Genomic DNA, 25,135 nt, shown 5'->3' with positions numbered 1-25,135 from the left:
GCAGCAGAATGCGCGCGCGGAATGACAATGCAATATCGATGCGGCTCGACCGATAGCTGCGCCCTTCAATCGCCATACAGCGAGTTGACGCATATCATCATGATTCCAACCGCGCACGCCGCGCGCGAGACGGAAAAGCACAGACGTTCAAATGTAGAACGTGTCGGACGATCGAGTTCGGCCGGGAGGTGCCATGCAGCCTGCAAGCGCAATCAATCTGCTCCAGTCGAAGGAAGGTTCGCGTCTTCATGGCCCGGACCTCGCGCGTTGGCGCCGCTGGGGACCGTATCTGAGCGACCGTCAATGGGGCACCGTGCGCGAGGACTACAGCGAATACGGCACCGCATGGGACTACTTTCCGCACGACCATGCGCGTAGCCGGATGTATCGCTGGGGCGAGGACGGCATAGCCGGCTTCGGCAACGATCCGCTCGACTGGTGCGTGTCGCTCGCGCTCTGGAACGGACGCGATCCCATCATCAAGGAAAGACTCTTCGGCCTGACGAACGCGCAGGGCAATCACGGCGAAGACGTGAAGGAGCTTTACTTCTATCTGGACGGCACGCCGACGCATTCGTACATGAAGATGCTCTACAAGTATCCTCATGACGCGTTCCCGTACCAGGACCTGATCGACGAAAACGCGCGGCGCGGCGCGGACCAGTCCGAATATGAAGTGCTCGATACGGGCGCGTTCGACGACAACCGCTACTTCGACGTCTGGATCGAATATGCGAAGCACACGCATGACGATATGGTCATGCGTGTGACCGTCGAAAACCGCTCGGACCTGCCCGGCACGCTGCATGTGCTGCCGCAGTTCTGGGCGCGCAACCGGTGGGCGTGGTCGGGCAAGCCCGGCAAGCCATCGCTGACGCTAGAGCCGAATGCCGCAGAAGGCGCGCGGGTTATCGCCCGCAATCCCGCACTCGACACGATGATCGTGACGGCAGCAGCGCAGCAGCCCATCGAATGGCTCTTCTGCGAAAACGAAACCAACGTGCGTCGCATTTTCGGCATCGACGGCGAAGGGCCGTTCAAGGACGGCTTCAACGACTATCTAGTCGATGGCGACGAACGCGCGATCCGCCGAGACAAGGGCACGCGTGCCGCCGCGCACGTGTTTCTACAGCTTGGCCCGCACGAACAGTCGGTGCTGTATCTGCGCTGGCGTCCCGAATCCGCTGTCGAGACTGCGCCGCTCGACATGCCGGCGCTCTTTACACGCCGACAGGCAGAGGCCGACGAATTCTATGCGGCGCTTCAGCACGACATCGCCGACGCCGACGCGCGTCTCGTGCAACGTCAGGCGCTCGCCGGGATGCTATGGTCGAAGCAGTACTATCAGTTCGACGTGACACGCTGGCACGACGGGGATCCCGGCCAGCCGGTGCCACCGAAAGATCGCAGACGTGGCCGCAATGCGGACTGGCGACACATGTGCAATGGCGACATCGTGTCGATGCCAGACAAATGGGAGTACCCGTGGTACGCATCGTGGGACCTCGCGTTTCACGCGGTCGCGTTCGCTATTGTCGATCCCGACTTTGCGAAGAAGCAATTGCAACTGCTCGTGAAAGAGCGCTACATGCATCCGAACGGGCAACTGCCCGCTTACGAGTGGGCGTTCGGCGATGCAAATCCGCCTGTGCATGCGTGGGCAACGTGGCGTGTGTATGAACTCGACCGCGAGATAACGGGTGTCGGCGACCACGAGTTTCTCGAAGTGATGTTCCATAAGCTGCTGCTCAATTTCTCGTGGTGGGTCAACCGCAAGGACGCCGACGACCGCAACATCTTCCAGGGCGGATTTCTCGGGCTCGACAATATCGGCATCTTCGATCGCTCTTCTCCGCTGCCGACGGGCGGCCGCATCGATCAGGCGGACGGCACCGCGTGGATGGCCTCCTATGCACTCGATCTGATGCAAATCGGACTCGAACTCGCGATGACGAACACCGCGTACGTCGAAATCGCGGTGAAGTTCTTCGAGCACTTTCTGTATATCGCGGAAGCCGTCAGTTGCGGCGGCGAAGCCTGCAATACAGGACTGTGGGACGGACGCGATGAATTCTTCTATGACGTGCTGCATCTTCCGGATGGCGCGCGCGTACCGATGCGCATTCGTTCGATCGTCGGCTTGATTCCGCTGTTCGCGGTGCACGTACTCGACGAGCAGATACATGGTCATTTGCCGGGATTGCGCGAACGGCTCGCATGGTTTCTCGATCACCGGCCGAATCTGGCGAAACTCGTATCGCGCTGGACGGAATCCGGCAAAGGCAACACATCCTTGCTCTCGCTATTGCGCGGACACAGAATGAAATCGTTGCTCAAGCGCGCGCTCGATGAAAACGAATTTCTCTCTCCCTATGGCGTGCGGGCGCTTTCGCGTGTGCATCTACATGAACCGTACGTGTTCGATCATGACGGCGTGCATGTCTGCATCGAATATCAACCTGCCGAATCGGACTCGCGCGTGTTCGGCGGCAATTCGAACTGGCGCGGCCCCGTGTGGATACCCGTCAACTATCTGCTGATCGAATCGCTATACGAGTTCCATCGCTACTATGGCGACGAGTTCGGCATCGAGCATCCAACAGGATCGGGGCAGTATTCCTCGCTCAGCGAAGTCGCCGACGATCTCGCGCGACGCGTCACCACACTCTTCATGAAGAACGAGCAAGGCGTGCGGCCCGTGATGGCCGCGTATCCGATGCTGCAGGCGGACCCGCGTTCACAGGATCTGATCCTGTTCCATGAGTACTTTCACGGCGACAACGGGCGTGGTGTTGGCGCGTCGCATCAGACAGGGTGGACGGGACTCGTTGCGCTGCTGTTGCAACCGCGCATGATGAGGCTGTCCCATGTCGCGCCCGATTCGACGCCCGTTGCAACGCAAATGAAGGAAGACACGATGGCTGCGGCGATGGGGCGTTAACACGTCAGCAGTACAGATGCTGAAAGAAACAAGGTTCTTCGACACTTCGAATCAAGGAGCAATGGATGGGTACTGAATCTCCTCCAGGTGAACTGGGTACTGCAGCGCCCGCGTTTCTGCTGCCCGCTACCGACGGCCGCACCTATGCACTCGACGACGTGCGCGGTCCGAAGGGACTCGTCGTGATCTTCATGTGCAACCATTGTCCGTACGTGAGAGCCGCATTGCCGCGTATCGTGCGCGACGCGCGAGATCTCGCGGCGCTGGGTATCGGCACCGTCGCGATCAACTCGAACGACAGCATTACCTATCCAGAAGATTCGTTCGAGCGCATGGTCGCGCTATCGGCTGATTGGCAGCTGCCTTTCCCCTATCTGTTTGACGAAACGCAGCAGGTCGCGCGCGCCTACGATGCGGTCTGCACGCCGGAGTTTTACGGCTTCGATTCCGGGCTGCTGCTGCGATATCGCGGCAGGCTGGATGCGTCGCGCAAAGACCCGCTTCCCGATGCGCGCCGGGACCTGTTCGAGGCGATGCAGCAGATCGCGCAAACGGGTGCCGCACCCGACACGCAGTATCCGGCATTCGGATGTTCGATCAAGTGGAAGATAGAGTGAGCTAAGGCGCCCTCGTTTGTCTCCCATATCCGGACTTGCATAAGTTGCGCTTTGCAACTATAGTGGTTGCGAAGCGCAACTAAAGCAAAGATCATGGATATCATCGACACACCCCTCCAGTCGCGTGACTCAACCATCCTCGAACTGCGCGAGTTCTCGCGCAAGCTCGTGCGCGAACTGGGTTTCATGCGCTCCACGCTGGCGGACAGCGATCTCGCGCCGTCGGCCGTGCACGCCATTCTTGAGATCGGCGCGACGCCGGGCATTCAGGCGCGCGATCTCGCTCATCTTCTGCGGCTCGACAAGTCGAACGCGAGCAGGCAGGTTGCTAAACTGGAAACGGCCGGGTTTATCGAGCGCACCGCATCGAGCGATGATGCACGCTCCTCGGAGCTTTACCTGACCAAAGCGGGCCAGCAATTGCGCAAGAAGATCGACAAGTTTGCGACCGATCAGGTGTCGAGCGCGCTGCGCAAGCTTGCGCCGTCCGATCAGCAGTCGTTGGTGCGTGCGCTCTCGCTGTACGCAAGCGCACTAGAGCAGGACAACGATGCCAAAGAGCCGCAGCAAGCCCCTGTATCGAACCTGCAAATCATCGAGGGCTATCAGCCCGGCTGCATTGGCGACATCGCGAGTCTTCACGCGCGCTACTATTCGGAGCATTCCGGCTTTGGCGCGTACTTCGAAAAGCTCGTTGCAACAGGACTGGCCGACTTCGCCGGATTGCTGCCCCATCCCAACAGACAGCTGTGGCTCGTCTCCGACAACGGGCGAACGCTGGCATCGATCGCCATCGACGGAAACGCGGAGACCCGCGTTGCGCATTTGCGCTGGTTCATCGTCGACGATTCGCTGCGTGGCTTAGGCATCGGCAGGCAGTTGATGACGCGCGCAATGACTTTCGTCGACGAACGCTTCGACGAAACCTATTTGTGGACGTTCAAGGGCCTCGATGCCGCGCGTCATTTGTATGAAGCGTTCGGCTTCCAGCTAGCCGAGGAGGCCGAGGGCACGCAATGGGGAGAGGCTGTCGTCGAGCAGCGCTTCGTTCGGCGCAAAGCGTCTGTTCAACGGTCCCGCGCTAAAGCAGATTGAAGCGCTCGAGTTCTTTCGACAGCGCGTCGGCACTGGTGAACTTGTATGCATGCAGCCCCGCGTCGATGGCGCCCGTAACATTGGCATCGGAGTCGTCGATAAAGAGCGTCGCGTTGGCATCGACACCGAGCTGACGAACGCAGCCGAGGTACGCCTGGGCAGCGGGTTTCGCGGCACCAAATGCCGCCGACGGATAAACGTGCGCGCCGAATAGCTGCGCGACAGGTGGATTGAGATAGCCGATATAGTCGGTGACGAGCCGGCAGTTGTTGGTCAGCACGGCGATCGAATGGCGATTGGCCACTTGAGCGGCGAGCGCTAACGTTTCCGCATCCGGCGTGATCGATGCATGCCGCGCCGTCAGCCAATCGTCGCGGCTGACGGCGCAACCCAGCATGTCTCCAAGCTCGCGAAGATACGCGTCGTCGGTAATCTCACCGGCATCGGCACGCGCTTCGAGGCCCGACTCCCAAATGGCGTGGCGCACGGCTTCGGGTGACTTGCCCGTCAGCTGCGCCAGGCGTTGCGTGCGCGCCGCGCGATCGTAATGCGACAACACACCTTCCATATCGAATAGCACGAGCTTGATCGATGACGTCATGGTGCCGCCTCCGCATCAAAAGCGTCCACACGATGAACGCATCCTGCCGTGTGGCGTCGAATGCGCGACGTTCTGATTGTGCCTTGATGTGCGGGTGGCCTGGTAGTTTTCAAAAAATGCGGCGATGAACCGGGCTGCGTTAGACGAAATTCAGCGCAATGCCGCCAAGCGGACCGTAATCGACATGAAACGTATCGCCCGCGCGCGCAGGAATTGGACTCGTGAATGAGCCGCTGAGAATCACATCGTTCGCGTTCAGCATTTCGTCATAAGGGGCGATCTTGTTCGCGAGCCACGCGACGCCCGTCGCCGGATGATTGAGCACGGCGGCGGCAAGACCGCTCTCTTCGACAGCGCCATTCTTGTAGAGCAATGCGCCAACCCAACGCAGGTCGACATCCATCGGACGCACGGGACGACCGCCCATCACGATGCCCGCATTCGCCGCAAAGTCGGAAATCGTATCGAATACCTTGCGCGGCGCTTTGGTCTCGCGGTCGAACTGCTCGATGCGCGCGTCGATGATCTCGACAGCGGGCGTTACATACGCCGTCGCATCGAGCACATCGGTGAGCGTCACGCCCGGCCCTTTGAGCGGCCGCGCGAGAATGAACGCCAGTTCCACTTCGACACGCGGCGCGATGAAGCGATCGGCGCGAATGTCCTGTCCATTTTCAATGAACATGTAATCGAGAAGCGGCGCGTAGTCCGGTTCGTCGATCTGCGACGAACGCTGCATGGCGCGCGACGTCAAGCCGATCTTGCGTCCTTTGATTACGTGCCCTTCGGCAAGCTTCATCTTGACCCATTCGCGCTGGATCGCGTAACCGTCCTCGATCGTCATCTCGGGATAGGCAGCGGAAAAGTGCCGCAATTGCGTACGCGTTTTTTCGGCCTGGTCGAGTTTCCCGGCGAGTTCGCGGATAGTCGTCTGGTCTAGCATGTTGAGTTCCCGATGGTCGCGCTCAGCCCTTCATCAGCCCTTCAGCCGTGCGTGCAGATTGTTGTGTTTCCAGGTGCCCGCTTCGCTGAACTCGTTGATCTCCAGCGAAAGTGCCAGCCCGTGATGATCGAATGCATCCGCAAAATGCTGCTTGATGACATCGAATAACGCGTCGCCTGTTGCCTTCTTTGTATTCTCCGAGCGGCCCGCGCCGATCTTCAGGTTCGCGTGCAGAAACGCGGCATCCGGCCTGCCGTCCGCGATGCAGTACTGTTCGCAGCGCACCGCGCGCACGCGTATCCCACCGAGCGGATACACACGTTGATCGTTCTCGCGTTGCGCATCGAGGCATTGCGCGAGCTTCCGGCAAAGCGTTCCAATGCTGCCTTCATTCGCCAGATTGGCGCTGTATTCGAGCGTGAGATGCGGCACGTCAAATCTCCATTGATCGATCAGGCGGGCAGCGGCGTAACGGGGAAAATCGCGTTGATCTGCCCCGTTCCCGAACTGCCGAAATACGGCGTCACGACTTCGACCTTGCCTTCATAACGATCCCAGCCGAGCGCACCGAGCAGCATCGCCGTGTCGTGCATACCGCCCTCGCCCCAGCATTTTTCGTTGTAGAGCGGCAGCATGCCGCAAAACGTTTTCCAGTCTCCCTTTTCCCACAGCGACACCACATGCCGGTCGGTCTGTTCGAGAAACGGGTCCCACACCTTGTGCATGAACTGCTCGGCCGTGCCGTTGTTCGCGAAGTGATGACTCAGCGAGCCGCTCGCGAGAATCGCAACCGTACCGTCATAGCGTTCCTCGATGGCCTTGCGCACGGCCAGTCCGAAGCGCGCGCTGGTCGGCAGGTCGTGCCACATGCACCACCCTGCAATCGATATCGTCTTGAAGCGCTGGTCCGCATTCATGTAGCGCATCGGCACCAGCGTGCCGTATTCGAGTTCGAGTGAGGTTTCACTATGTGCGCGGCTTTTCACGCCCATTTCGTTCGCGACTTCGCCGATCAGCTTGCCGAGTTGCACATTGCCGGGATACGCATAGGCCATGTTGTTGATGAAATGCGGCAGCTCGTTGCTCGTATAAATCCCTTCGAATTTCGGCGCGCAGTTGATGTGGTACTCACTATTGACCAGCCAGTGCACGTCGAACACGATGATCGTATCGACGCCAAGTTCGCGGCAACGGCGGCCGATTTCATGATGTCCGTCGATTGCAGCCTGGCGGCAGCCCTTGTGTGGCCCATCCAGTTCCGACAAATACATCGAAGGCACGTGGGTCACTTTTGCGGCCAGTGCGAGCTTGCCCATCGTGTTCTCCTTTCCTATGCAAATGGCTGAATCGCGCGTCGTGCGGAAAGATCAGACGCCCCAGCGCGGAATGTGATGCGATCCGAGCGATACGCAAATGTTTTTCGGTTCGAGAAACACTTCATAACTCCATGTGCCGCCTTCACGTCCGACGCCCGATGCCTTCGTGCCGCCAAACGGCTGGCGCAAATCGCGCACGTTCTGACTATTGACGAAGCACATGCCGGCTTCGATAGCAGCCGCCACGCGATGCGCGCGGCCCGTGTTCTCGGTCCATACGTAGCTGGAAAGTCCATACGAAATATCGTTGGCGAGTCGAATCGCTTCAGCTTCGTCGTCGAATGGAATCAGGCACGCGACGGGCCCGAAAATCTCTTCCTGCGCGATACGCATGCGGTTATCGACATCGACGAACACCGTCGGGGCGACGAAGTTGCCGCGCTTCAATGCATCCGGCAAAGACGGCGCGTCGAGTCCGCCGCATGCGAGCGTCGCGCCTTCTTTCGGACCGAGTTCGATATAGCTGCGCACTTTCGCCAGATGCGCCTGGCTGATCATCGGGCCGATGATCGTCTGCTCGCTGAGCGGATCGCCAACGCTCAGGCGCTTTGCGCGTTCGATAAACCGTTCCGCGAATGTCGCGTAGATCGACTTCTGCACGAGAATGCGCGAGCCCGCCGTGCAGCGTTCGCCATTGTTCGAGAAGATCATGAACACCGCGGCGTCGAGCGCGCGTTCGAAATCGGCGTCGTCGAAAATCACGAATGGCGACTTGCCGCCCAGTTCCATCGAGAACTTCTTCAGCCCAGCTGTCTGTACGATCCGGTTGCCCGTCGCGGTAGAACCAGTAAAGGAAATCGCATGCACGTCGGGATGCGCGACGAGCGGCTCGCCCGCGTCCTTGCCATAGCCATGTACGACATTCAGCACGCCCGCAGGAATGCCCGCTTCCAGCGCGAGGTTGCCGAGCATCGACGCCGTCAGCGGCGACAGCTCGCTCATCTTCAGCACGGCCGTATTGCCGAATGCGAGACACGGCGCGACTTTCCATGTCGCCGTCATGAACGGCACATTCCACGGCGAAATCAGTGCGCACACGCCAACGGGATGAAACAGCGTGTAGTTCAGGTGCGAATCGGTCGGATACGTGTGACCGTCGACGCGCGTGCACATCTCGGCAAAGTACGTGAAGTTGTCGGCGGCACGCGGCACCAGTTGCTTGCGTGTTTGCGAAATGGTTTGCCCCGTGTCGCGTGTTTCCGTATCGGAGAGTTCCGGCACGTTCCTCGCGATCAGCTCGCCGAGCTTACGCACGAGTTTCGCGCGCTCGCTGGCGGGCTTTGCGGCCCATGCGGGAAACGCGTCTTTCGCGGCGCGCACAGCGGCGTCGATATCTTCCGCGGTGCCGCTCGCGACTTCTGCGAGTACTTCCTGCGTGGCCGGGTTCACCGTTTCGAAGTAATCGCGCGCGACCTTCGGTTTGCCGTTGATCAGATGTTCGATTCGCATGGCGGGTCCTAATGATCAGTCGCGGTTGAAGTCTGCGTCGGAAACGATCGCGTTGACGAGACGGCCCAGACCGTCTATTTCGCAGACGACTTCATCGCCCGCATTCACGTTGACGACGCCCTCGGGCGTGCCCGTCAGAATGATGTCGCCGGGCGCGAGCGTCATGAAGCTGCTGAGGTATTCGATCAGCGCGGGAATGTCCGTCACCAGATCGCGCGTGTTGCCCTTCTGGTGCAGCGTGCCGTTCACATAGGTGCGCAATTCGAGTTGCGTGACATCGGCGATATCCGCGGCATCGACGAACCAGGGGCCCAGTACCGTGCCGCCGTCGCGGTTCTTCACGCGCAGATTCGGCCGATAGTAATTCTCAAGGTAGTCGCGAATCGCGTAGTCGTTCGCGATCATGTAGCCGGCCACGTATTGCATTGCGTCGTCGCGTGTCACCTCTTTCGCCGGTCGGCCAATAACGACAGCAAGCTCGCACTCGTAGTGCATGAATGTCACATCGGAAGGACGCCGTGTGACACCGCGATGACCGATCACGCTGCCCGCGCCCTTGAGAAAAACAAGCGGCTCTTCCTGTTTCGAGAATTGCAGTTCTTTTGCATGCTCCGCGTAATTCAGTCCGAGTGCGAAGATCGTGCCGGGCTGAATGGGCGCAAGCCACACGACTTCGTCCTCGCGGCACACACGGCCATCGGCGAGACACACGCCGCGTTCGTGCGGATACGCTTCATGAATCGCGCCTGCGTAGGCAACACGGCCGCGCATCATCGTCCGTCTCCTTCTTTTGCCGTCATCGAGAAACACAGCGGCGGCCAGTCGCCGATTGCGATGCTGATTTCGTCGCCCACGTGCGCGACGGGCGCGCCGTGCGGGACGCCCAATGTCAGCACGTCGCCGGGCGCGAGCGTCATGAAGTCGGTGACGTCGGCGATCAGACGCGCGACGTTGCGAATCGATGTGGACGTGTTCGCGATGAACGGCTCTTTTCCTTCGATGCGGATCGCGACGCGCAGCGCATCGGGATTTGCCACATGCCGACGCGCGACGACAGCAGGACCGATCACACAAAAGCCATCGCGCGCGCGGAATCTCACCGAGGGGCGATAAACGCTTTCGTGAGGCACGCAAAGGTCGGCCACGATCGTATAGCCCGCGACATACGAAAACGCGTTCTCGACGCTGACACGGCATGCCGTACGCCCGATCACGACGCCGAGCGAGCCGCCTACCTGCACGCCTTGCTCGTCGTCCGGAACAACCACGCTCGCACGATGACCGGCGAATGTATTGCGCGGCTTCACGTACAGCACGGGCGCTTTCGGCGCCGCTTTATAGGGCGCTGCGTTGACTGCGTCGCCGAGTGCATCGAGCGCGGCGCGATCGTTCAGCAGCGTTCCGTAGACCGTGCCATCCGCAGGCGGCCTGCATGCCGATCCACCAGCAAGCAATACGCTCACGGTCCGCGCATCGACATCGCGTGCGAACGGCTCGGCTGCGAGATGAATCCGGTGATCGTCGAGTGCGAACATGGCTTGCCTGCATCCGTCATTCACTAATATCTTAGTAGTATTCGCGCCGAGTCGGCCGCGGTCAAGCGCATTGGCTTGTTGCGCGGGTTTTCCCTGGCACGACGCCTGCAAGTGCTTCGAGCCGCAAAAAAGAAAGCAAAAAACTGGTATGACCAGTGTTCCACCGGGTCGACAAGTCGCCTGGAACCCGGAACAATGGACACTAGGTCATATATAAGACTGGACCTCGCGTGCACGTCCACAGTGCACGCGCACGTCGGCTGACATGTACATGGGCGGCTTGCGGCCGGTCTGTCGGTGGAATTCACTTCAATCGTTTCAGGAATCGCAACATGCAGACAAAATCCGTGCTGACGGTCGCCGAGTCGACGAAAATCATCGAAGCGGCTCGCGCCGAAGCCGAACGCAACCAGTGGGCCGTCACGATCGCGGTGGTGGACGACGGCGGCCATCTGCTGTCGCTGCTGCGCCTCGACAACTGCGCGCCCGTCAGCGCCTACATCGCGACCGACAAGGCCCGCACCGCCGCGCTCGGCCGCCGCGAATCGAAGCAGTACGAGGACATGATCAACAACGGCCGCACCGCGTTCCTGAGCGCGCCGCTGTCGAGCACGCTGGAAGGCGGCGTGCCTGTTGTGGTAAACGGTCAGGTGGTCGGTGCCGTCGGTGTGTCCGGCGTCAAGGCCGATCAGGATGCGCAAGTGGCAAAGGCCGGTGCCGCGGCCGTTGCCAGCCACGCGAACGGCTGAATGTCGTGCTAAAAAAGAATAATTTGCCCAGAATTTGCCCCTCTTGGAACAGCCCATGACTCAATTGACCCAACGCGGCGGATTGCAGGTCGCCGCGAACCTCGAACAGTTCATCGAAAAGGAAGCCCTGCCTGGAACCGGTGTCGATAGCGCCGCGTTCTGGGCTGGTTTCGATGCCCTCGTGCACGATCTCGCGCCGAAGAACCGCGCGCTGCTCGCCGAACGCGACCGCCTGCAGGTCGAACTGGACACGTGGCATCGCGCGAATCCGGGCCCCGTGCGTGACCTGCGCGCGTATCGCGGCTTCCTCGAAAGCATCGGCTATATCGTGCCGACGCCTGCCGGCGTGAAAGCGACGACCGACAACGTCGACCGCGAAATCGCCGAACAGGCGGGCCCGCAGCTCGTCGTGCCGCTGTCGAACCAGCGTTACGCGCTGAACGCTGCGAACGCGCGCTGGGGCAGCCTGTACGACGCGCTGTACGGCACCGATGCAATCGACGAAACCGACGGCGCAGAACGCACCGCGAAGTTCAACCCGGTGCGCGGCGCGCGCGTGATCGCGTTCGCGCGCAAGTTCCTCGACGACGCCGCGCCGCTCGCGAACGGCTCGCACAAGGACGCGACCGGCTATCGCATCGAGAACGGCAAGCTGAGCATTGCACTGAAGAATGGCACGGCCACGCTGCAGGACGAGGCGCAATTCATCGGCTATCAGGGCGACGCGAATGCGCCGACGGCCGTGCTGCTCAAGCACAACGGCCTGCACTTCGAAATCCAGATCGACGCGAACGATTCGATCGGCAAGACCGACCCCGCAAACGTCAAGGACGTGCTGATGGAAGCGGCCGTCAGCACGATCATCGATTGCGAAGACTCGGTCGCCGCCGTCGATGCCGACGACAAAGTACTGCTCTATCGCAACTGGCTCGGCCTGATGGTCGGCGACCTGACGGAAGAAGTCACGAAGGGTGGCAAGACGTTCACGCGCCGCCTCAACGCGGACCGCGAATATCAAGGCGCGAACGGCCAGCCTGTGAAGCTGCATGGCCGCTCGCTGCTGTTCATCCGCAACGTCGGCCATCTGATGACGAACCCGGCCGTGCTCGACCGCGAAGGCAACGAGATTCCCGAAGGCATTCTCGACGGCGTCGTCACGACGCTGTGCGCGCTGCACGACCGCACGCACAAGCTCAATTCGCGCACGGGCTCGATCTACATCGTCAAGCCGAAGATGCATGGCCCGGCCGAAGTCGCGTTTGCGAGCGAGTTGTTCTCGCGGGTCGAAGATCTGCTCGGCCTCGCGCGCAACACGATCAAGATGGGCATCATGGACGAGGAGCGCCGCACCAGCGTGAACCTCGCCGCGTGTATCGGCCAGGCTTCGTCGCGCGTCGCGTTCATCAACACGGGCTTCCTCGACCGCACGGGCGACGAGATGCACAGCTCGATGGAAGCGGGCCCGATGATGCGCAAGGGCGACATGAAGTCGAGCAAGTGGATCGCCGCGTATGAGCGCAGCAACGTGCTCGTCGGCCTCGCTGCGGGCCTGCGTGGCCGCGCGCAGATCGGCAAGGGCATGTGGGCGATGCCCGACCTGATGAAGGCGATGCTCGAACAGAAGATCGGCCATCCGAAGGCAGGCGCGAACACGGCATGGGTGCCCTCGCCCACGGCCGCGACGCTGCATGCGCTGCACTATCACCAGGTCGACGTGCAGGCGGTTCAGAAGGAACTGGAGCGCACGGATTTCGCCGGCGTGCGCGATGAACTGCTGGACGGGCTGCTGACGATTCCCGTCGTCGAACGCGCGCAATGGAACGAGCAGGAGATCCGCAGCGAAGTCGAGAACAACGCGCAAGGCATTCTCGGCTACGTGGTGCGCTGGATCGATCAGGGCGTCGGTTGCTCGAAGGTGCCGGACATTCACAACGTCGGCCTGATGGAAGACCGCGCAACGCTGCGTATTTCGAGCCAGCACATTGCGAACTGGCTGCGCCACGGCGTCATCAAGGCTGAGTTCGTGCGCGAGACAATGGAGCGCATGGCGAAGGTCGTCGATCAGCAAAACGCCAACGATCCGAGCTACAAGCCGATGGCGCCGAACTTCGACGGCTCGATCGCGTTCAAGGCGGCGTGCGCGCTGGTGTTCGAAGGTCGTGCGCAGCCTAGCGGTTACACGGAACCGCTGCTGCACAAGTTCCGTTTGCAATTGAAGGCGGCGGGCAAAGCGTAACTTCACACGCTTATTCGGTGCACGAAGTTAAAACGCCGGCTGGGTCTTTCGAGACCCGGCCGGCGTTTCTGTTTTCAATGGCACAGTTCTTCTAGCCGCATACCGTTCGTCTTCGGTCCGAAACCGCCAATCGAAATCATCACGACGAGCATGCACGCCGTAATCCCGACGAATACGCCCGCTACGCCGAACTCACGCAGCAGATGCGCGATCATGAAGCCTGACATCATCGCGCCGACGCGGCTCGCGGAATAGACGATCCCATTCGCACGGCAACGGATGCGCGTCGGAAACAGTTCGGCCTGGTACGCGTGATAGCAAACGGAGATGGTTTGTCCCGCGAGGCTGATGAGCACGCCCAGCACAATCAGCGGCATCACTGTTTTCACCTGGCCGAACATCAACCCGAACACGACGACCGCAAACGCGGAGCCGACGATCAGCCATTTGCGCTGCACCTTGTCGGCGAACAGCATCGCCAGCAAAGGCCCGCAAGGCAGCGCAATCGCGATGACGAACGAATACAGCAGGCTCTTCGTCACGGTAATGCCCTGACCGATTAGCAGCGTCGGCACCCAGTTCGCGAACCCGTAATAACCGATCGCCTGGCAGAAGTTGAATATGATCAACATGATGAGGCGCGACCGGTACGGCGGCTGCCACAATTCCGCCAGAGACGCGCGTCGATGCACCGGTTGTTCGACGACGGGTAGCGGCGCGGGAAGCGCACGGCCCGTCTGCTTTATGGCCATCTCTTCCATTTTCCTGACCACGCGCTCGCCGCGCTCGACGTGTCCGTGACTTGCGAGCCAACGCGGACTCTCCGGCACAACAAGCCGGATGAACCACACGATCACCGCGCCAGCCGAGCCCAGCAGCACGACCCAGCGCCAGCCGTCGACACCCGCCAACGTAATCGGCACGAGCCAGTACGAGAGAATCGCGGCGGCAGGCGCGGCAGCGAACATCACGGCCTGATTGAACGCCATCGCGCGGCCCCGCATATGCTGGGGTACGAGTTCGGTGATATAGCTGTCGATCGTCACGATCTCGATGCCGACGCCGATGCCAGTGATGAAGCGCCACAGGATCAACCCTTCCGGCGACGTCTGACACGCCATGATCGCGGAGCCGATCGAATACCACAGCAGCGAAACCGTGAAGACCTTACGCCGCCCGAAGCGGTCCGGCAGCCAGCCGAAGCAGAACGTGCCGACGAACAGGCCCGCGAACGTCGACGCGATAAATCCCGCAATACCCTGAAGCCCGAAGAACGATTCCGTCGTGGTCTTGAGCAACCCGCTCTTCGCCATGCCCGGCGCGATATAGCCGGTGAAGATCAGATCGTAGACCTCGAAGAAGCCGCCAAGCGAGATCAGCAGCACGAGCATCCATAGATGCCGCGTGACGGGCAAACGATCCATCCTCGCCGATAACGACGCAGCGGCGCGCAAATAAGTCTGTGCATCGGAAGGCGCAAACGGAGGATTGTCTGCTGTGATAGTTCGCTGCATGAATGTCTCCTGAAGTTCACCATCGGACTTTAATTAATTTGGATACCTGATGGTTTATGATTCGTTCGTGTCTTTTGCTTCCTCGCCCGATACGCGTTCAGGCGGCCGCTCTGCCCGTCAGCCGCGCCAGAATCTCCTGCGTATGCTCGCCAACCTTCGCCAGCGCCTGACGCACGCCGGGCCGGCGGCCGCCCATCGTCAGCGGAAGCAGCACGACTTCCGTCGTGTCGCCGTCGTCGGTCTGCATCGGCACGAGACCGCCGCTTTGCTTCAGATGTGGATCGTCGAACAGTTGATCGGGACGCACGATCGGCGCGTAAGGAATGCCCGCGACTTCGAGCTTCGGCGCGAGTTCGTCGATGCGATGCTGCTTGAGGATGTCGCCAAGCCGCGCGAGCAGTTCAGGGCGCAAGGCGACGCGCATCGCGTTGTCCGCAAATTGCGGTTCATCGGCGAGATCGGGGCGACCGATCACGTCACAGAGCGTGACGAACTGCTTGTCGCTCACTGCGCCGATGAACAGTTGCTCGTCATTCGCCAGCGTGAACACGTCATACACGCTCCACGCCGATACGCGCGACGGCATCGGCGGCGGCGCTTCATGCGTCATCGCGTATTGCTGCATATGCTGGCCGGAGAGAAACACGCAGTTCTCGAACAGCGCGCTTTGCACTTCCTGTCCGCGCCCTGTGAAATCGCGCTCGCGCAGCGCGGCCAGCACGCCGATCGCGCCGAACATGCCGCCCATGATGTCGTTGACCGACGTACCCGCGCGCAACGGCCGCCCCACTGGCCCGGTCATATAAGAAAGCCCGCCCATCATCTGCACGACTTCATCCAGTGCGAGGCGCTTTTCATACGGCCCCGGCAGAAAGCCCTTGTGCGACACGTAAATCAGGCGCGGAAACTTCTTCGATAACGTGTCGTAATCGAGCCCGAGTTTCGTCATCAGGCCAGGCCGGAAATTCTCGAGCATTACGTCGCATTGACCGATCAACTCTTCAGCGGCTGCATGGCCTTCCGGCGTGTTGATATCGAGCACGACGCTCTTCTTGTTGCGATTGAAAGTGCGAAAAAAACCAATGCCCAGACCCGGCAGCTTGCGCGTCTTGTCGCCGCCCGGCGGCTCGATCTTGATGACCTCCGCGCCGAGATCCGCGAGGATCATCCCGCACGTCGGGCCCATGACCATGTGAGTGAATTCGATGACGCGCACGCCGTCGAGAGGCAGTCGGGTGGAAGTGTTCATGGCGGCTCTCAGGCAATAGCAGTGTGATTAGCAAAGGTCTTGGGCAAGCCCGCGAGCCACAGCGAGCCGTGCAGCGTTTCATCCGGCAGCCACTGCGCGACCTTTGCGCGCAACGCGAGAAGTCGTTCGATGTCGATGCCCGTTTCGATGCCCATGTCCGCGAGCATGAACGCGAGGTCTTCGCTCGACGCATTGCCGCTCGCGCCTGGCGCATGTGGACAGCCGCCGATGCCCGCAAGCGTCGCATCGAAGCGTGCCACGCCCGCCTCTAGCGCCGCATAGACATTCGCGAGGGCGAGACCGCGCGTGTCGTGGAAATGGCCGCAGCAGAAACGGTCGCCCGCGATGTGCCGCGCTTTTTCGAACAGATCGCGCACGGCGGCAGGGCTCGCATAGCCGACGGTGTCCGCGATGCTCACGAAATCCGCGCCTGCATCGAGCAGCGCCTGCATGCAGCGCAGCACGTCGGACTGATCGACGGCGCCCTGAATCGTGCAGCCGAACGCAGTGCCGATGCCGCCTTCGATCAGCGTCTTCGAACCCGCAGCGTCGCGCGCCGCTCGCATGCGCGCGACTTCGGCGATCACTTCGTCGGGCGTCTTGCGCAGATTCGCGAGGCTATGCGCGTGGCTCGCGGACAGCGGCACGAGCATCAGGTCGGCGCGTGAATCGATGGCGCGCTCGGCGCCTTTCAGATTCGGCACGAGCACCGACACGCGCAAATCCGGCAATGTCTTCGCGAACGCGACGAGTTCCGCTGTATCGGCCAGTTGCGGTAACAGACGCGCGGGCACGAACGAACCGACTTCGATTTCGCGCTGACCGGCGGCATACGCATCGGCGATCCATTCGATTTTCCGTTGCGTCGGAAGAATGGTCTGGATGCTTTGCAGCCCGTCGCGCAAGCCGACTTCGCGGATCACGACGCTCGATGGGAATGGGGGCATGGAAGGTGTCTCCAAAGTGCAGGCCGGTCGTAGTGATGCCGGCGTTGTGCTAACTTTAGACATTCCATCCGATACATAAAGCGCTATTTTGGAAGCGCCAGGTTTCCGAAACGGAAACCCACAAGGAGACGCAGCACATGCGCGACATCGACCTGAAAACCTTGCGGCTCGTGGTGGCCGTGTGCGAGCACAAGAACATGGCGCGCGCCGCGCACGACGAGCACATCGAGCCTTCCGCCGTCAGCAAGCGGATTGCGCAACTGGAAAGCGACCTCGGCGTGCCGCTCTTCACCCGCTCGCGACGCGGCGTGCAGCCCACACCTGCCGGCATCGCGCTGCTCGAACATGCGCGCAACGTGCTGTTCACGATGGACCGGATTGCGAGCGACGTCGCCGCGTTCGGCAGCGGCCTGCGCGGCAGCGTCAGCGTGTGCGCGTCGGCTTCGGCGATTGCCGAAAGCCTGCTCGACGATGTCGCGTCGTTCATGAGCATGCCGGCGCACGAGAACATCCGCGTGCATGTCGAAGAGTGGCTGTCGCACGATCTCGTGCGGCGCTTGCGCGAAGGCGCCGCGTCCGTCGGTGTGTGCTGGGACAACGTGGATCTCGAAGGGCTCGAGCATCGGCCGTATCGCGAGGACCGGCTTGCGCTGGCCGTGTATCCCGACCATCCGCTGGCGAAACGCTCGACGCTTCGCTTCGCGGAAACGCTCGGCTACGAGCACGTCGGACTGCCGCCGACGACATCCGTGCACATGATGTTGCAGCGCGCCGCGGCGCGCGCGGGCGGTACGGTGTCATACAGGGCGGTGGTATCGAATTTCGATGCCGCGTTTCGCGTGGTGGCTGCGAAGCTCGGCATCAGCGTGATTCCGCAGGTGGTCGGCGACACCTACGCGCGCATTCTGGACGTGCGCGTCATTCCATTGACTGACGAATGGGCGAAGCGGAATTTCGTGGTGTGCTTTCGCGATTTCGAATCGCTACAGCCTGCTGCGCAGCGCATGGTCGATCATCTCGTCGAGCGGGCGCAGCACACGCATGCGTCACGATGAAGCGCGAATCAGCGCGCCGTCCGCGCCGCGACGGCAGGCCTCGCCGGCGATACATCGAGCCGCCGGAACACGAGCGCCGACAGCAGCGTGATCACGCCGACGCAAACGAAGCTCAGCATGAACCCCGTCGCCGACGAACCCACGCCAGCAGAAAACAGGTTGACCAGCCCCCCGCCGATCGACACGCCCATCGCAATCGCCAGCATCTGCACCATCGAAAACAGGCTGTTGCCGCTGCCCGCATCCGCATGCGACAGGCCCTTGAGCGTCACGCTGTTCATCGCGGCGAACTGCATCGAGTTGGCCGCGCCGAACACGGCGAGCAGCGCGATTTCCAGCAGCGGCGTCGACTGTTTCGACACGAGCGCGAACGCGACGATCGTCGAGCCGACGATCACCGTATTGACGAGCAGAAACGCCGAATAGCCGAAGCGCTTGATGAGCGGCGCGATCCATTGCTTCGACACGGTGCCGGCGATGGCGGCGGGCAGCATCATCATCCCGGAGCGCAGCGGCGAATAACCGAGTTGCACCTGCATCAGCAGCGGCAGCATGAACGGCACCGCGCTCGATCCGATCCGGCACAGCAGGTTGCCGATCAAACCGACGCTGAAATTCGGTTCGCTGAATAGCGCGAGCCTGAACAGCGGCCGCTCGCTCGAACGTGCATGCGGAATGTAAGCCAACGCTGCGACGACGCCCGCCATCGCGAGACCCACCGACCATTCGACACGATAGGTGCTCATCGGCGGATCGATCGCGAGCGACAGCAGGATCATGGCGAGCGAGAGCAGGCCACAGCCGATGAAATCGAACGGCGGCGGATGGCTTGCATTATCGTGCGGCAGGAAGCGCTGCACGGCGATCAGGCCGATCGCGCCGACGGGCACGTTGACGAGGAAAATCCAGTGCCACGAAATGGCTTGCGTGAGCCAGCCGCCCAGCGTCGGCCCGACGATCGGCCCGACCTGCCCCGCAATCGAAACGAACGCGAGCGCCGAGACGTACTGCTCGCCCGGCACACTTCGCAACACGGCAAGCCGCCCGATAGGCAGCAGCATCGAACCGCCGACGCCTTGCAGCACGCGCGCGATCACGAGTTGATCCAGCGTGTGCGCCCCCGCGCAGCACACCGACCCGAGCACGAACACGAGAATCGCGGCGAAGTACACGCGGCGCGTGCCGAAGCGGTCGGCGAACCAGCCTGAGGCGGGTGTGAGAAGCGCCATCGTCAGCGAGTACGAGACGACGACGGGTTGCATCGCGAGCGGGGACGCGTGAAGGCTTTGCGCCATCGAAGGCAGCGCAGTGTTGACGATGGTCGTGTCGAGCGCCTGCATGAAGAAGGCAGCGGCGACGACCCAGAGCAACGCGGTGTGTGAGGAATCGCGGGTCATGATGAAGTTCGGAGAGGCGCGACGGGAGCCGTTAAACACAGCGTCGCAATCACAGCGCCTCGGAAACGGGCGTTTCGCCGAACCGGCGATCAGGCCGATTCGTCCAGATCCAGATGCAGCGATCATGGTATCGATTTCACCGGCAATCGGGAAGTCACCTGAAGGCATTGACTGTCATCGCGAATGCCGATGACAATGCCGCATGCTCAATCCCCTCTGGCTCAGGACGTTCGCCACCGTCACCACTTGCCGCAGCTTTACCGAGGCGGGCAAACGGCTCGACCTGAATCAGTCGAGCGTCAGTGAACATATTCGCCGCCTCGAAGAGAGCGTCGCCCGACGGCTATTCGTGCGCGACACGCATTCGCTCGCGATGACCGCCGACGGCGAAGCCCTGCTGGTGCATGCCAACGTGATCCTGCAGGCCATCAATCGCGCCGAATCGCAGTTCCGCAAACCGAGGCTGAAGGGACGCGTGCGCCTGGGCACGTCCGACGATATCGCGCTCGGCGCATTGCCGAACGTGCTGGCCGCGTTTCGCGCGGCCCATCCCGATGTGGAACTGGAGATCACCATCGGCATGACGAGCCGCCTGTATGAACTGCTCGATGCCGGTTCGATCGATCTGCTGGTCGGCAAGCGGCGCCTGGGCGAGCGGCGCGGCACGCCGCTGCTGCGCTCGCGGCTCGAATGGATTGCGCGGCCCGGTACGGTCGTCGATCTCGAACAGCCGTTGCCGCTGGTGCTGGTCGCGGAGCCGAGCGTGACGCGCGCCGTCGTGCTGAATGCGCTCGCCGAAAAAGGCTTCGGCTGGGAAGTGGTGTGTACGAGCAGCAGCCACGCGGGCTGCATCGCTGCCGCGCGCGGCGGCTTGGGGCTGACGGCGAAATCGCAGTACGTGTCCGCGCGCGGGCTCGCGCCGCCTGTGAACAGCGCGAGCTTGCCTGCCCTGCCCGACGTCGAATTCATCGCCCTGGGGGCGAAGCGGCTCAGTCAGCCGGCGGGCACGCTGCTTGAGTTGCTGCAAAGCAGCGATCTGAGCGGCGAATGGATGAGCGAATAGCGGCGCGGCGCGCTTTATTGGTTGGTCAACGCCGCTTGGCCGTCAACGCGTCGAAGTCGATCGACGTCAGCTCACCGATTCTTTCGATCGTAATGTCAGGGTCGGGATACTTCGCGATCTCCTTTGCATCGAGGGCGTAGTGGCCCTGCCGCGGGAAGATCGTCGTCAGGCGGTCGCCCCATTGCTCTTTCATCGCGGTGAGAATGCGCAGCTTGTCGTCGACCATCACATAATGGCGCGCCGGATAATGCGCGATCACGTCGTCGAGCATCAGCTCCTTGTGAATGTAGATCAGCACGCGCCCTTCTACTTCGTCCCACAGCCCCGAGCGCGAGACCTTGCGCGGCTGGAACACGACGTCGCCATCGGAGAGAATCGCCGTCTTGCCGAACTCGCTCGCATAGCGCAGCGCATCGAGCGCACCGGGGAATACGCGGTTCGCAAACGGATAATCGATCAGATAGCACGACATCAACAGAAGCTGCGTGTCGTCGTGGTGCTCGTTGCGATAGCGCTGCAATGCGCCAAGGTAGTCCGCATAGCCGAGCTCGCTGCGTAGATCCTCGAAGATCTGCCAGTAGCGCGCGCTATTTTCTTCGCCGAACTGCCGCGTCATGTGCGTGCGCAGGTCAGTCAGCACGTGATCGTTATCGAGCAGCGTGTTATCGACGTCGAACAGAAAGACAACGTCGTTGTTTGATGGTGTGTTCATTCACGTTACCTCGCCTCGGTCGTCTGTGCCCGTTGAGCACGGTGGACGGCGCAGCGCCTGGGCGCAGATGCGGCCCGCGACGCGTCGCCCTTTGCGCTAAGAGCCGCGAAGCGCGATGAAGTTCGCGACGGCCGGTATGCGCGGTCAGCGCAAAGACTAGCACTGTCGATCGACACGCGCCGTAGATGGTGCGTGGAGCCGTTGTGGGCCCGCCCTTTGCCGCGTTGGCGCTTGCATGTCTGGGGAAGCGGGTATATCGCACTCTGCCTGTAGACAGAAGCTCGCGCGGCAGTCGCTGGGGGCGCTGGTGGCGGCAGACAGTTAGTTGCGAATGAGCGGGCAACACAGTTGTCCCCGCCAACGAAGGTCCTCCACCCATGGTGAAACACGCAGCGCTCATCGTTGCCGGATCGCCGATCTTGCACTGGCTCCACAGTTGTAGACTGATCTCTTCCTGAAAGGAGACGCGCGATGGCCATGTCCGCTACGGTAAGCTACCTGCGACTCTATGCCGACCCCGCCGGCGAATCGCATTTCGAACGTGCATTCGTCGAAACGTTCACACGTAACTTTGCGCCACCCGCACCGGCTTTTAACGTTTCAGCATTCGTACCCGCCTTACGCAACGGCTTCCTGCTGGCACCGGCCGAATGGATCGGTGATCTGCATCCATCTCCGCTTCGCATGTGGGTATTCGTTCTCGACGGAGAAATGGAATTCGAGGCCTCTGATGGAGAGCACCACCGCGTCCGGCCCGGCGATGCCCTGCTTCTCGAAGACACAAGCGGTCGAGGACATCGGAGCCGTGTGATTGGCGATACGGCTGCGAAACTTGCGATCGTTGAACTTGAACCGACTCGTGAGTAGTGACAAGGCGACGCTATCGCGTGCAACCCTTATCCGCCATTGCAGGCGTATCGAGCAAGAACCCAGCCCTCTTTCCGGCCACGTGCTCGCCGGTTAGCGCGCGTTAGCTCAACCGCCGCTAACCCGCCACGAAGCGCTCTTCAGACGAATCGTCACCGATTCGGGTATCGGCGTCTGCATCGATCGAATCGCGGCCATCCGCCAGACCTTTGCTGCGCCGCCAACTGGCGGGCGGCATGCCGAATTCCCGTTTGAACGCGCGATTAAATGCGGCCTCCGATTCATACCCGACCTGCTCGGCCACTGCCGCAAGCGTCTGGTTCCCGTCCCGCAACGTCTGCGCTGCGACCTGCAAGCGCCATCGGGCGAGGTACTGCATTGGCGGCTGGCCAAGCAGTTCCGTGAAGCGCTGCGCGAGCGCCGAACGCGAGAGACCGACCTTGCGTGCGAGTTCTTCGACGGTCCAGCCATAGGCGGGTTGCGCATGCAGCATGGCGAGTGCGCGGCCAACGAAGCGATCGCCGACGCCCGCCAGCCACCCCTTGCGATCTGCCGGCAGCGACTCGATGCAACGTTGCACCGCCTTAACAAATAGCAACTCCGAAAGCCGTGCAAGCACGATCGCGCTGCCCACGCGCCAGTCGGCCGCTTCGTTGGCGGCAAGTTTCAACGACGATTCGAGCCACGCCGATTGTGGATCGTTGCGCATGTCGACCTTGAAGAGTCGAGGCAGCGCCGAAAGGACCGGATTCGTCAATGAATCGTCGCAGGCAAGAAAGCCGCAGATGATTCGCGTGTGCGCACCACCACCGCCGAAATTCAACGTCATCACTTCGCCCGGCGAGGTGCTCAGATACTTCGCCATGAGTTCGTCTGAAGGCGCGGGCTCGACGTCGAGTGAACTGCCCATCAGATGCGCTTCGCCTTGCGGTACGACGAGAAGTTCTCCTGCGTCGACACGAATCGCAGAAGCAGGATCGTCAACGAGGGCAGCCCAGCAACTGCCTTCCGTGATGAGGTGATAGGACACGATGCGTTCAGCGCGCGGCAGGAACGTGGCGCACAAATCCGACGTGACTTCCCCGACTACGCACCAGGGTGCGGTTAAGTCGGCGTTTAGATACACCGCTCCTCCGAGACGCACCACGCGAAGGACATCTGAAAAAGCATCCATAAAAGCGCCCATCAGTTTCGGCGTCCTGCGCAAAACATCTGGACGCCTGGTCATTCCTCGAACCGGCTTGCGTGCCGATACTAGCACCCATGCAATTCTGCACCAACGAACGGCGAAGCGCTCATAGAACGTCAAGAGCGCGGGCACCTCTTTATCCGGAGACAAATATGAGTCACGCGGACATCTATCGAGGCCAATGCTTTTGCGGCGCCGTGCAGTTCACGTTGAGTGGACAGCCCGCGGGAATGGGCTATTGCCATTGCGAGTCGTGCCGCCGCTGGTCGGCCAGCCCGATCAATGCATTCACGCTGTGGAACCCCAACGCACTGCGCGTCACACATGGTGCCGACGACATCAGCACGTACAGCAAGACACCGCACAGTTATCGCAAATGGTGCAGGTTGTGCGGCGGACATCTCTTCACGGAGCACCCGGGACTCGGCCTCATCGATGTCTATGCCGCGGTTGTAGACGACTTCCCGTATGCAGCGGGTGTGCACGTTCACTACCCGGAGTCCGTACTCCCCATGGATGATGGCCTGCCAAAACTGAGGGACCTGCCCAGCGAAATGGGCGGCTCGGGCATCAGCGCCGTCGAGTAACTGTCGAGTAGTCGTCGCGTCTTCCAGATCAGTTTGATTTGCCCGTTCGCCGCGCGGGCATGCTCGCACCAAGCATTCGCGGCGCCATCAGACACGCAGCACAACCATGCACTCGCGCATCGCTGCCCTGGCCCTTCAGGAGTTCTTTATGTCCGCTGTTGATTCCGCTTTCGCACCCGTTGCAGACTTCACCGCCGTCAAGCTCCGCCAGCAGGCGGCCTGGTCGACGGGCAACTATGCCGTTGTCGGCACCACGCTGCAAATCGTCGGAGAGAACCTCTGCGAAGCGCTCGATGTGCGTGCCGGCAATCGCGTGCTCGACGTTGCCGCCGGCAACGGCAACGCGACACTTGCCGCTGCGCGCCGCTATTGCGACGTCACATCGACCGACTACGTCGCCTCGCTGCTCGATTCCGGCCGTGCGCGCGCGCAAGCCGAAGGGCTCCCGGTGCAGTTCCAGCAAGCGGACGCTGAAGCGCTGCTCTACGCGGATGCCTCATTCGACATCGTGATGTCGACCTTCGGCGTGATGTTCACGCCGGACCAGGAGAAAGCGGCCGCCGAACTCGTGCGTGTTTGCAAGCCGGGTGGACGGATTGGTCTCGCGAACTGGACGCCGGAGAGTTTCATTGGGCAGCTATTCAAGACGATCGGCAAGTACATTCCACCGCCGGCAGGCGTGAAGTCGCCCGCGCTCTGGGGCACGAAGGCGCGCCTGGAAGAGCTTTTCAGCGCCAACGCCCGGAACATCATCGCGGCGAGCCGCGATTTCACGTTCCGCTACCGTTCGCCGGAACATTTCGTCGACGTGTTCCGCACGTTTTATGGGCCGATGAACAAGGCGTTTGCCGCACTCGAAGGCGAACCGCAGGCGGCGTTTCTTCGCGATCTGATGGCACTGATCGAGAGCCGTAACCGTTCGAACGACGCGACGCTCGTCCTGCCGAGCGAGTATCTCGAAGTCGTGGTGGAACGCGTGTGAATGAAATCTGACGCGGGTCGTCTGGCCGCTT

General features: G+C 61.5%; 23 protein-coding genes. 10 read left to right on the top strand and 13 right to left on the bottom strand.

The genetic code is table 11. The annotated features are described in order from the left end of the window. The first annotated feature begins 193 nt into the window (after positions 1–193). From C2L64_RS36815 to C2L64_RS36805, 3 genes are all read left to right on the top strand, one after another. Positions 194–2,941: an MGH1-like glycoside hydrolase domain-containing protein gene (locus C2L64_RS36815; protein WP_009770913.1), complete on the top strand. Its 2,748-nt coding sequence runs from the start codon at positions 194–196 to the stop codon at positions 2,939–2,941. A 65-nt stretch (positions 2,942–3,006) separates the two neighbouring features. After that, positions 3,007–3,558, top strand: a complete 552-nt coding sequence (locus C2L64_RS36810) for a thioredoxin family protein (protein ID WP_009770912.1) — start codon at positions 3,007–3,009, stop codon at positions 3,556–3,558. Positions 3,559–3,651: 93 nt separating this feature from the next. Beyond that, on the top strand, positions 3,652–4,653 hold the full coding sequence (locus tag C2L64_RS36805) for a bifunctional helix-turn-helix transcriptional regulator/GNAT family N-acetyltransferase (RefSeq protein WP_009770911.1): 1,002 nt from the start codon (positions 3,652–3,654) through the stop codon (positions 4,651–4,653). On the opposite strand, the gene C2L64_RS36800 is transcribed toward C2L64_RS36805, so the two are convergent. From C2L64_RS36800 to C2L64_RS36770, 7 genes are all read right to left on the bottom strand, one after another. Further along, positions 4,640–5,254, bottom strand: a complete 615-nt coding sequence (locus C2L64_RS36800; protein WP_009770910.1) for an HAD family hydrolase — start codon at positions 5,252–5,254, stop codon at positions 4,640–4,642. The genes C2L64_RS36805 and C2L64_RS36800 overlap by 14 nt on opposite strands. Positions 5,255–5,393: 139 nt before the next feature. Continuing rightward, positions 5,394–6,197, bottom strand: a complete 804-nt coding sequence (gene hpaH / locus C2L64_RS36795) for a 2-oxo-hept-4-ene-1,7-dioate hydratase (RefSeq protein WP_009770909.1) — start codon at positions 6,195–6,197, stop codon at positions 5,394–5,396. A 33-nt stretch (positions 6,198–6,230) separates the two neighbouring features. Further along, positions 6,231–6,629 (bottom strand): 5-carboxymethyl-2-hydroxymuconate Delta-isomerase, encoded by a 399-nt coding sequence (locus C2L64_RS36790; protein WP_009770908.1) that lies wholly within the window; start codon positions 6,627–6,629, stop codon positions 6,231–6,233. A 20-nt stretch (positions 6,630–6,649) separates the two neighbouring features. After that, positions 6,650–7,513 (bottom strand): 3,4-dihydroxyphenylacetate 2,3-dioxygenase, encoded by an 864-nt coding sequence (gene hpaD / locus C2L64_RS36785; protein WP_009770907.1) that lies wholly within the window; start codon positions 7,511–7,513, stop codon positions 6,650–6,652. A 51-nt stretch (positions 7,514–7,564) separates the two neighbouring features. Beyond that, positions 7,565–9,022: a 5-carboxymethyl-2-hydroxymuconate semialdehyde dehydrogenase gene (gene hpaE, locus C2L64_RS36780; RefSeq protein WP_009770906.1), complete on the bottom strand. Its 1,458-nt coding sequence runs from the start codon at positions 9,020–9,022 to the stop codon at positions 7,565–7,567. 15 nt (positions 9,023–9,037) lie between these two features. After that, entirely contained in the window at positions 9,038–9,796 is a 759-nt protein-coding gene (locus tag C2L64_RS36775) for a fumarylacetoacetate hydrolase family protein (RefSeq protein WP_009770905.1), read from the bottom strand. Further along, complete coding sequence (locus C2L64_RS36770; protein ID WP_009770904.1) at positions 9,793–10,557, bottom strand: fumarylacetoacetate hydrolase family protein; 765 nt, start codon at positions 10,555–10,557, stop codon at positions 9,793–9,795. The genes C2L64_RS36775 and C2L64_RS36770 overlap by 4 nt, the downstream gene beginning before the upstream one ends. A 332-nt stretch (positions 10,558–10,889) precedes the next feature. On the opposite strand from C2L64_RS36770, the gene C2L64_RS36765 reads away from it, so the two are divergent. Together C2L64_RS36765 and C2L64_RS36760 are read left to right on the top strand one after the other, a co-directional pair. Continuing rightward, complete coding sequence (locus C2L64_RS36765) at positions 10,890–11,306, top strand: heme-binding protein (protein WP_009770903.1); 417 nt, start codon at positions 10,890–10,892, stop codon at positions 11,304–11,306. A 55-nt stretch (positions 11,307–11,361) separates the two neighbouring features. Continuing rightward, the gene (locus tag C2L64_RS36760; protein WP_009770902.1) at positions 11,362–13,542 is read left to right on the top strand and encodes a malate synthase G; all 2,181 of its coding nucleotides are present in this window, start codon (positions 11,362–11,364) and stop codon (positions 13,540–13,542) included. Positions 13,543–13,616: 74 nt separating this feature from the next. Here the strand turns inward: C2L64_RS36760 and C2L64_RS36755 are convergent, their stop codons facing one another. From C2L64_RS36755 to C2L64_RS36745, 3 genes are all read right to left on the bottom strand, one after another. Next, positions 13,617–15,056 (bottom strand): MFS transporter, encoded by a 1,440-nt coding sequence (locus tag C2L64_RS36755; protein ID WP_009770901.1) that lies wholly within the window; start codon positions 15,054–15,056, stop codon positions 13,617–13,619. A 97-nt stretch (positions 15,057–15,153) separates the two neighbouring features. Further along, positions 15,154–16,305 carry a CaiB/BaiF CoA transferase family protein gene (locus C2L64_RS36750; protein ID WP_009770900.1) on the bottom strand — a complete coding sequence of 384 codons (1,152 nt, stop codon included), beginning with the start codon at positions 16,303–16,305 and terminating at the stop codon, positions 15,154–15,156. An 8-nt stretch (positions 16,306–16,313) separates the two neighbouring features. Then, positions 16,314–17,252, bottom strand: coding sequence for a hydroxymethylglutaryl-CoA lyase (locus C2L64_RS36745; RefSeq protein ID WP_009770899.1), 939 nt, complete (start codon positions 17,250–17,252; stop codon positions 16,314–16,316). A 137-nt stretch (positions 17,253–17,389) separates the two neighbouring features. On the opposite strand from C2L64_RS36745, the gene C2L64_RS36740 reads away from it, so the two are divergent. After that, entirely contained in the window at positions 17,390–18,307 is a 918-nt protein-coding gene (locus tag C2L64_RS36740) for a LysR family transcriptional regulator (RefSeq protein ID WP_009770898.1), read from the top strand. Positions 18,308–18,315: 8 nt separating this feature from the next. Here C2L64_RS36740 and mdtD read toward each other — a convergent pair whose 3' ends face one another. Then, positions 18,316–19,704 (bottom strand): multidrug transporter subunit MdtD, encoded by a 1,389-nt coding sequence (gene mdtD, locus C2L64_RS36735; RefSeq protein WP_009770897.1) that lies wholly within the window; start codon positions 19,702–19,704, stop codon positions 18,316–18,318. A gap of 202 nt (positions 19,705–19,906) precedes the next feature. Between mdtD and C2L64_RS36730 the strand changes: the two genes are divergently transcribed. Beyond that, positions 19,907–20,767 (top strand): LysR family transcriptional regulator, encoded by an 861-nt coding sequence (locus C2L64_RS36730; RefSeq protein ID WP_009770896.1) that lies wholly within the window; start codon positions 19,907–19,909, stop codon positions 20,765–20,767. A 25-nt stretch (positions 20,768–20,792) separates the two neighbouring features. Here C2L64_RS36730 and C2L64_RS36725 read toward each other — a convergent pair whose 3' ends face one another. After that, positions 20,793–21,479 carry an HAD family hydrolase gene (locus tag C2L64_RS36725; RefSeq protein WP_007747395.1) on the bottom strand — a complete coding sequence of 229 codons (687 nt, stop codon included), beginning with the start codon at positions 21,477–21,479 and terminating at the stop codon, positions 20,793–20,795. 471 nt (positions 21,480–21,950) lie between these two features. Between C2L64_RS36725 and C2L64_RS36720 the strand changes: the two genes are divergently transcribed. Beyond that, positions 21,951–22,346 carry a cupin domain-containing protein gene (locus tag C2L64_RS36720; RefSeq protein ID WP_009770895.1) on the top strand — a complete coding sequence of 132 codons (396 nt, stop codon included), beginning with the start codon at positions 21,951–21,953 and terminating at the stop codon, positions 22,344–22,346. Positions 22,347–22,464: 118 nt separating this feature from the next. Here C2L64_RS36720 and C2L64_RS36715 read toward each other — a convergent pair whose 3' ends face one another. Further along, positions 22,465–23,520: an AraC family transcriptional regulator gene (locus tag C2L64_RS36715; protein ID WP_236674354.1), complete on the bottom strand. Its 1,056-nt coding sequence runs from the start codon at positions 23,518–23,520 to the stop codon at positions 22,465–22,467. A gap of 167 nt (positions 23,521–23,687) precedes the next feature. On the opposite strand from C2L64_RS36715, the gene C2L64_RS36710 reads away from it, so the two are divergent. Together C2L64_RS36710 and C2L64_RS36705 are read left to right on the top strand one after the other, a co-directional pair. After that, the gene (locus tag C2L64_RS36710; RefSeq protein ID WP_007747406.1) at positions 23,688–24,122 is read left to right on the top strand and encodes a GFA family protein; all 435 of its coding nucleotides are present in this window, start codon (positions 23,688–23,690) and stop codon (positions 24,120–24,122) included. A gap of 148 nt (positions 24,123–24,270) precedes the next feature. After that, positions 24,271–25,104, top strand: coding sequence for a class I SAM-dependent methyltransferase (locus tag C2L64_RS36705; RefSeq protein WP_009770893.1), 834 nt, complete (start codon positions 24,271–24,273; stop codon positions 25,102–25,104). The last annotated feature ends 31 nt before the right edge of the window (positions 25,105–25,135 follow it).

The organism is Paraburkholderia hospita (genome assembly GCF_002902965.1).
GTDB classification, from domain to species: domain Bacteria; phylum Pseudomonadota; class Gammaproteobacteria; order Burkholderiales; family Burkholderiaceae; genus Paraburkholderia; species Paraburkholderia hospita.
The sequence above is the reverse complement of the archived record's forward strand: the minus strand, read 5'-3'. Positions and strand labels throughout refer to the sequence as shown.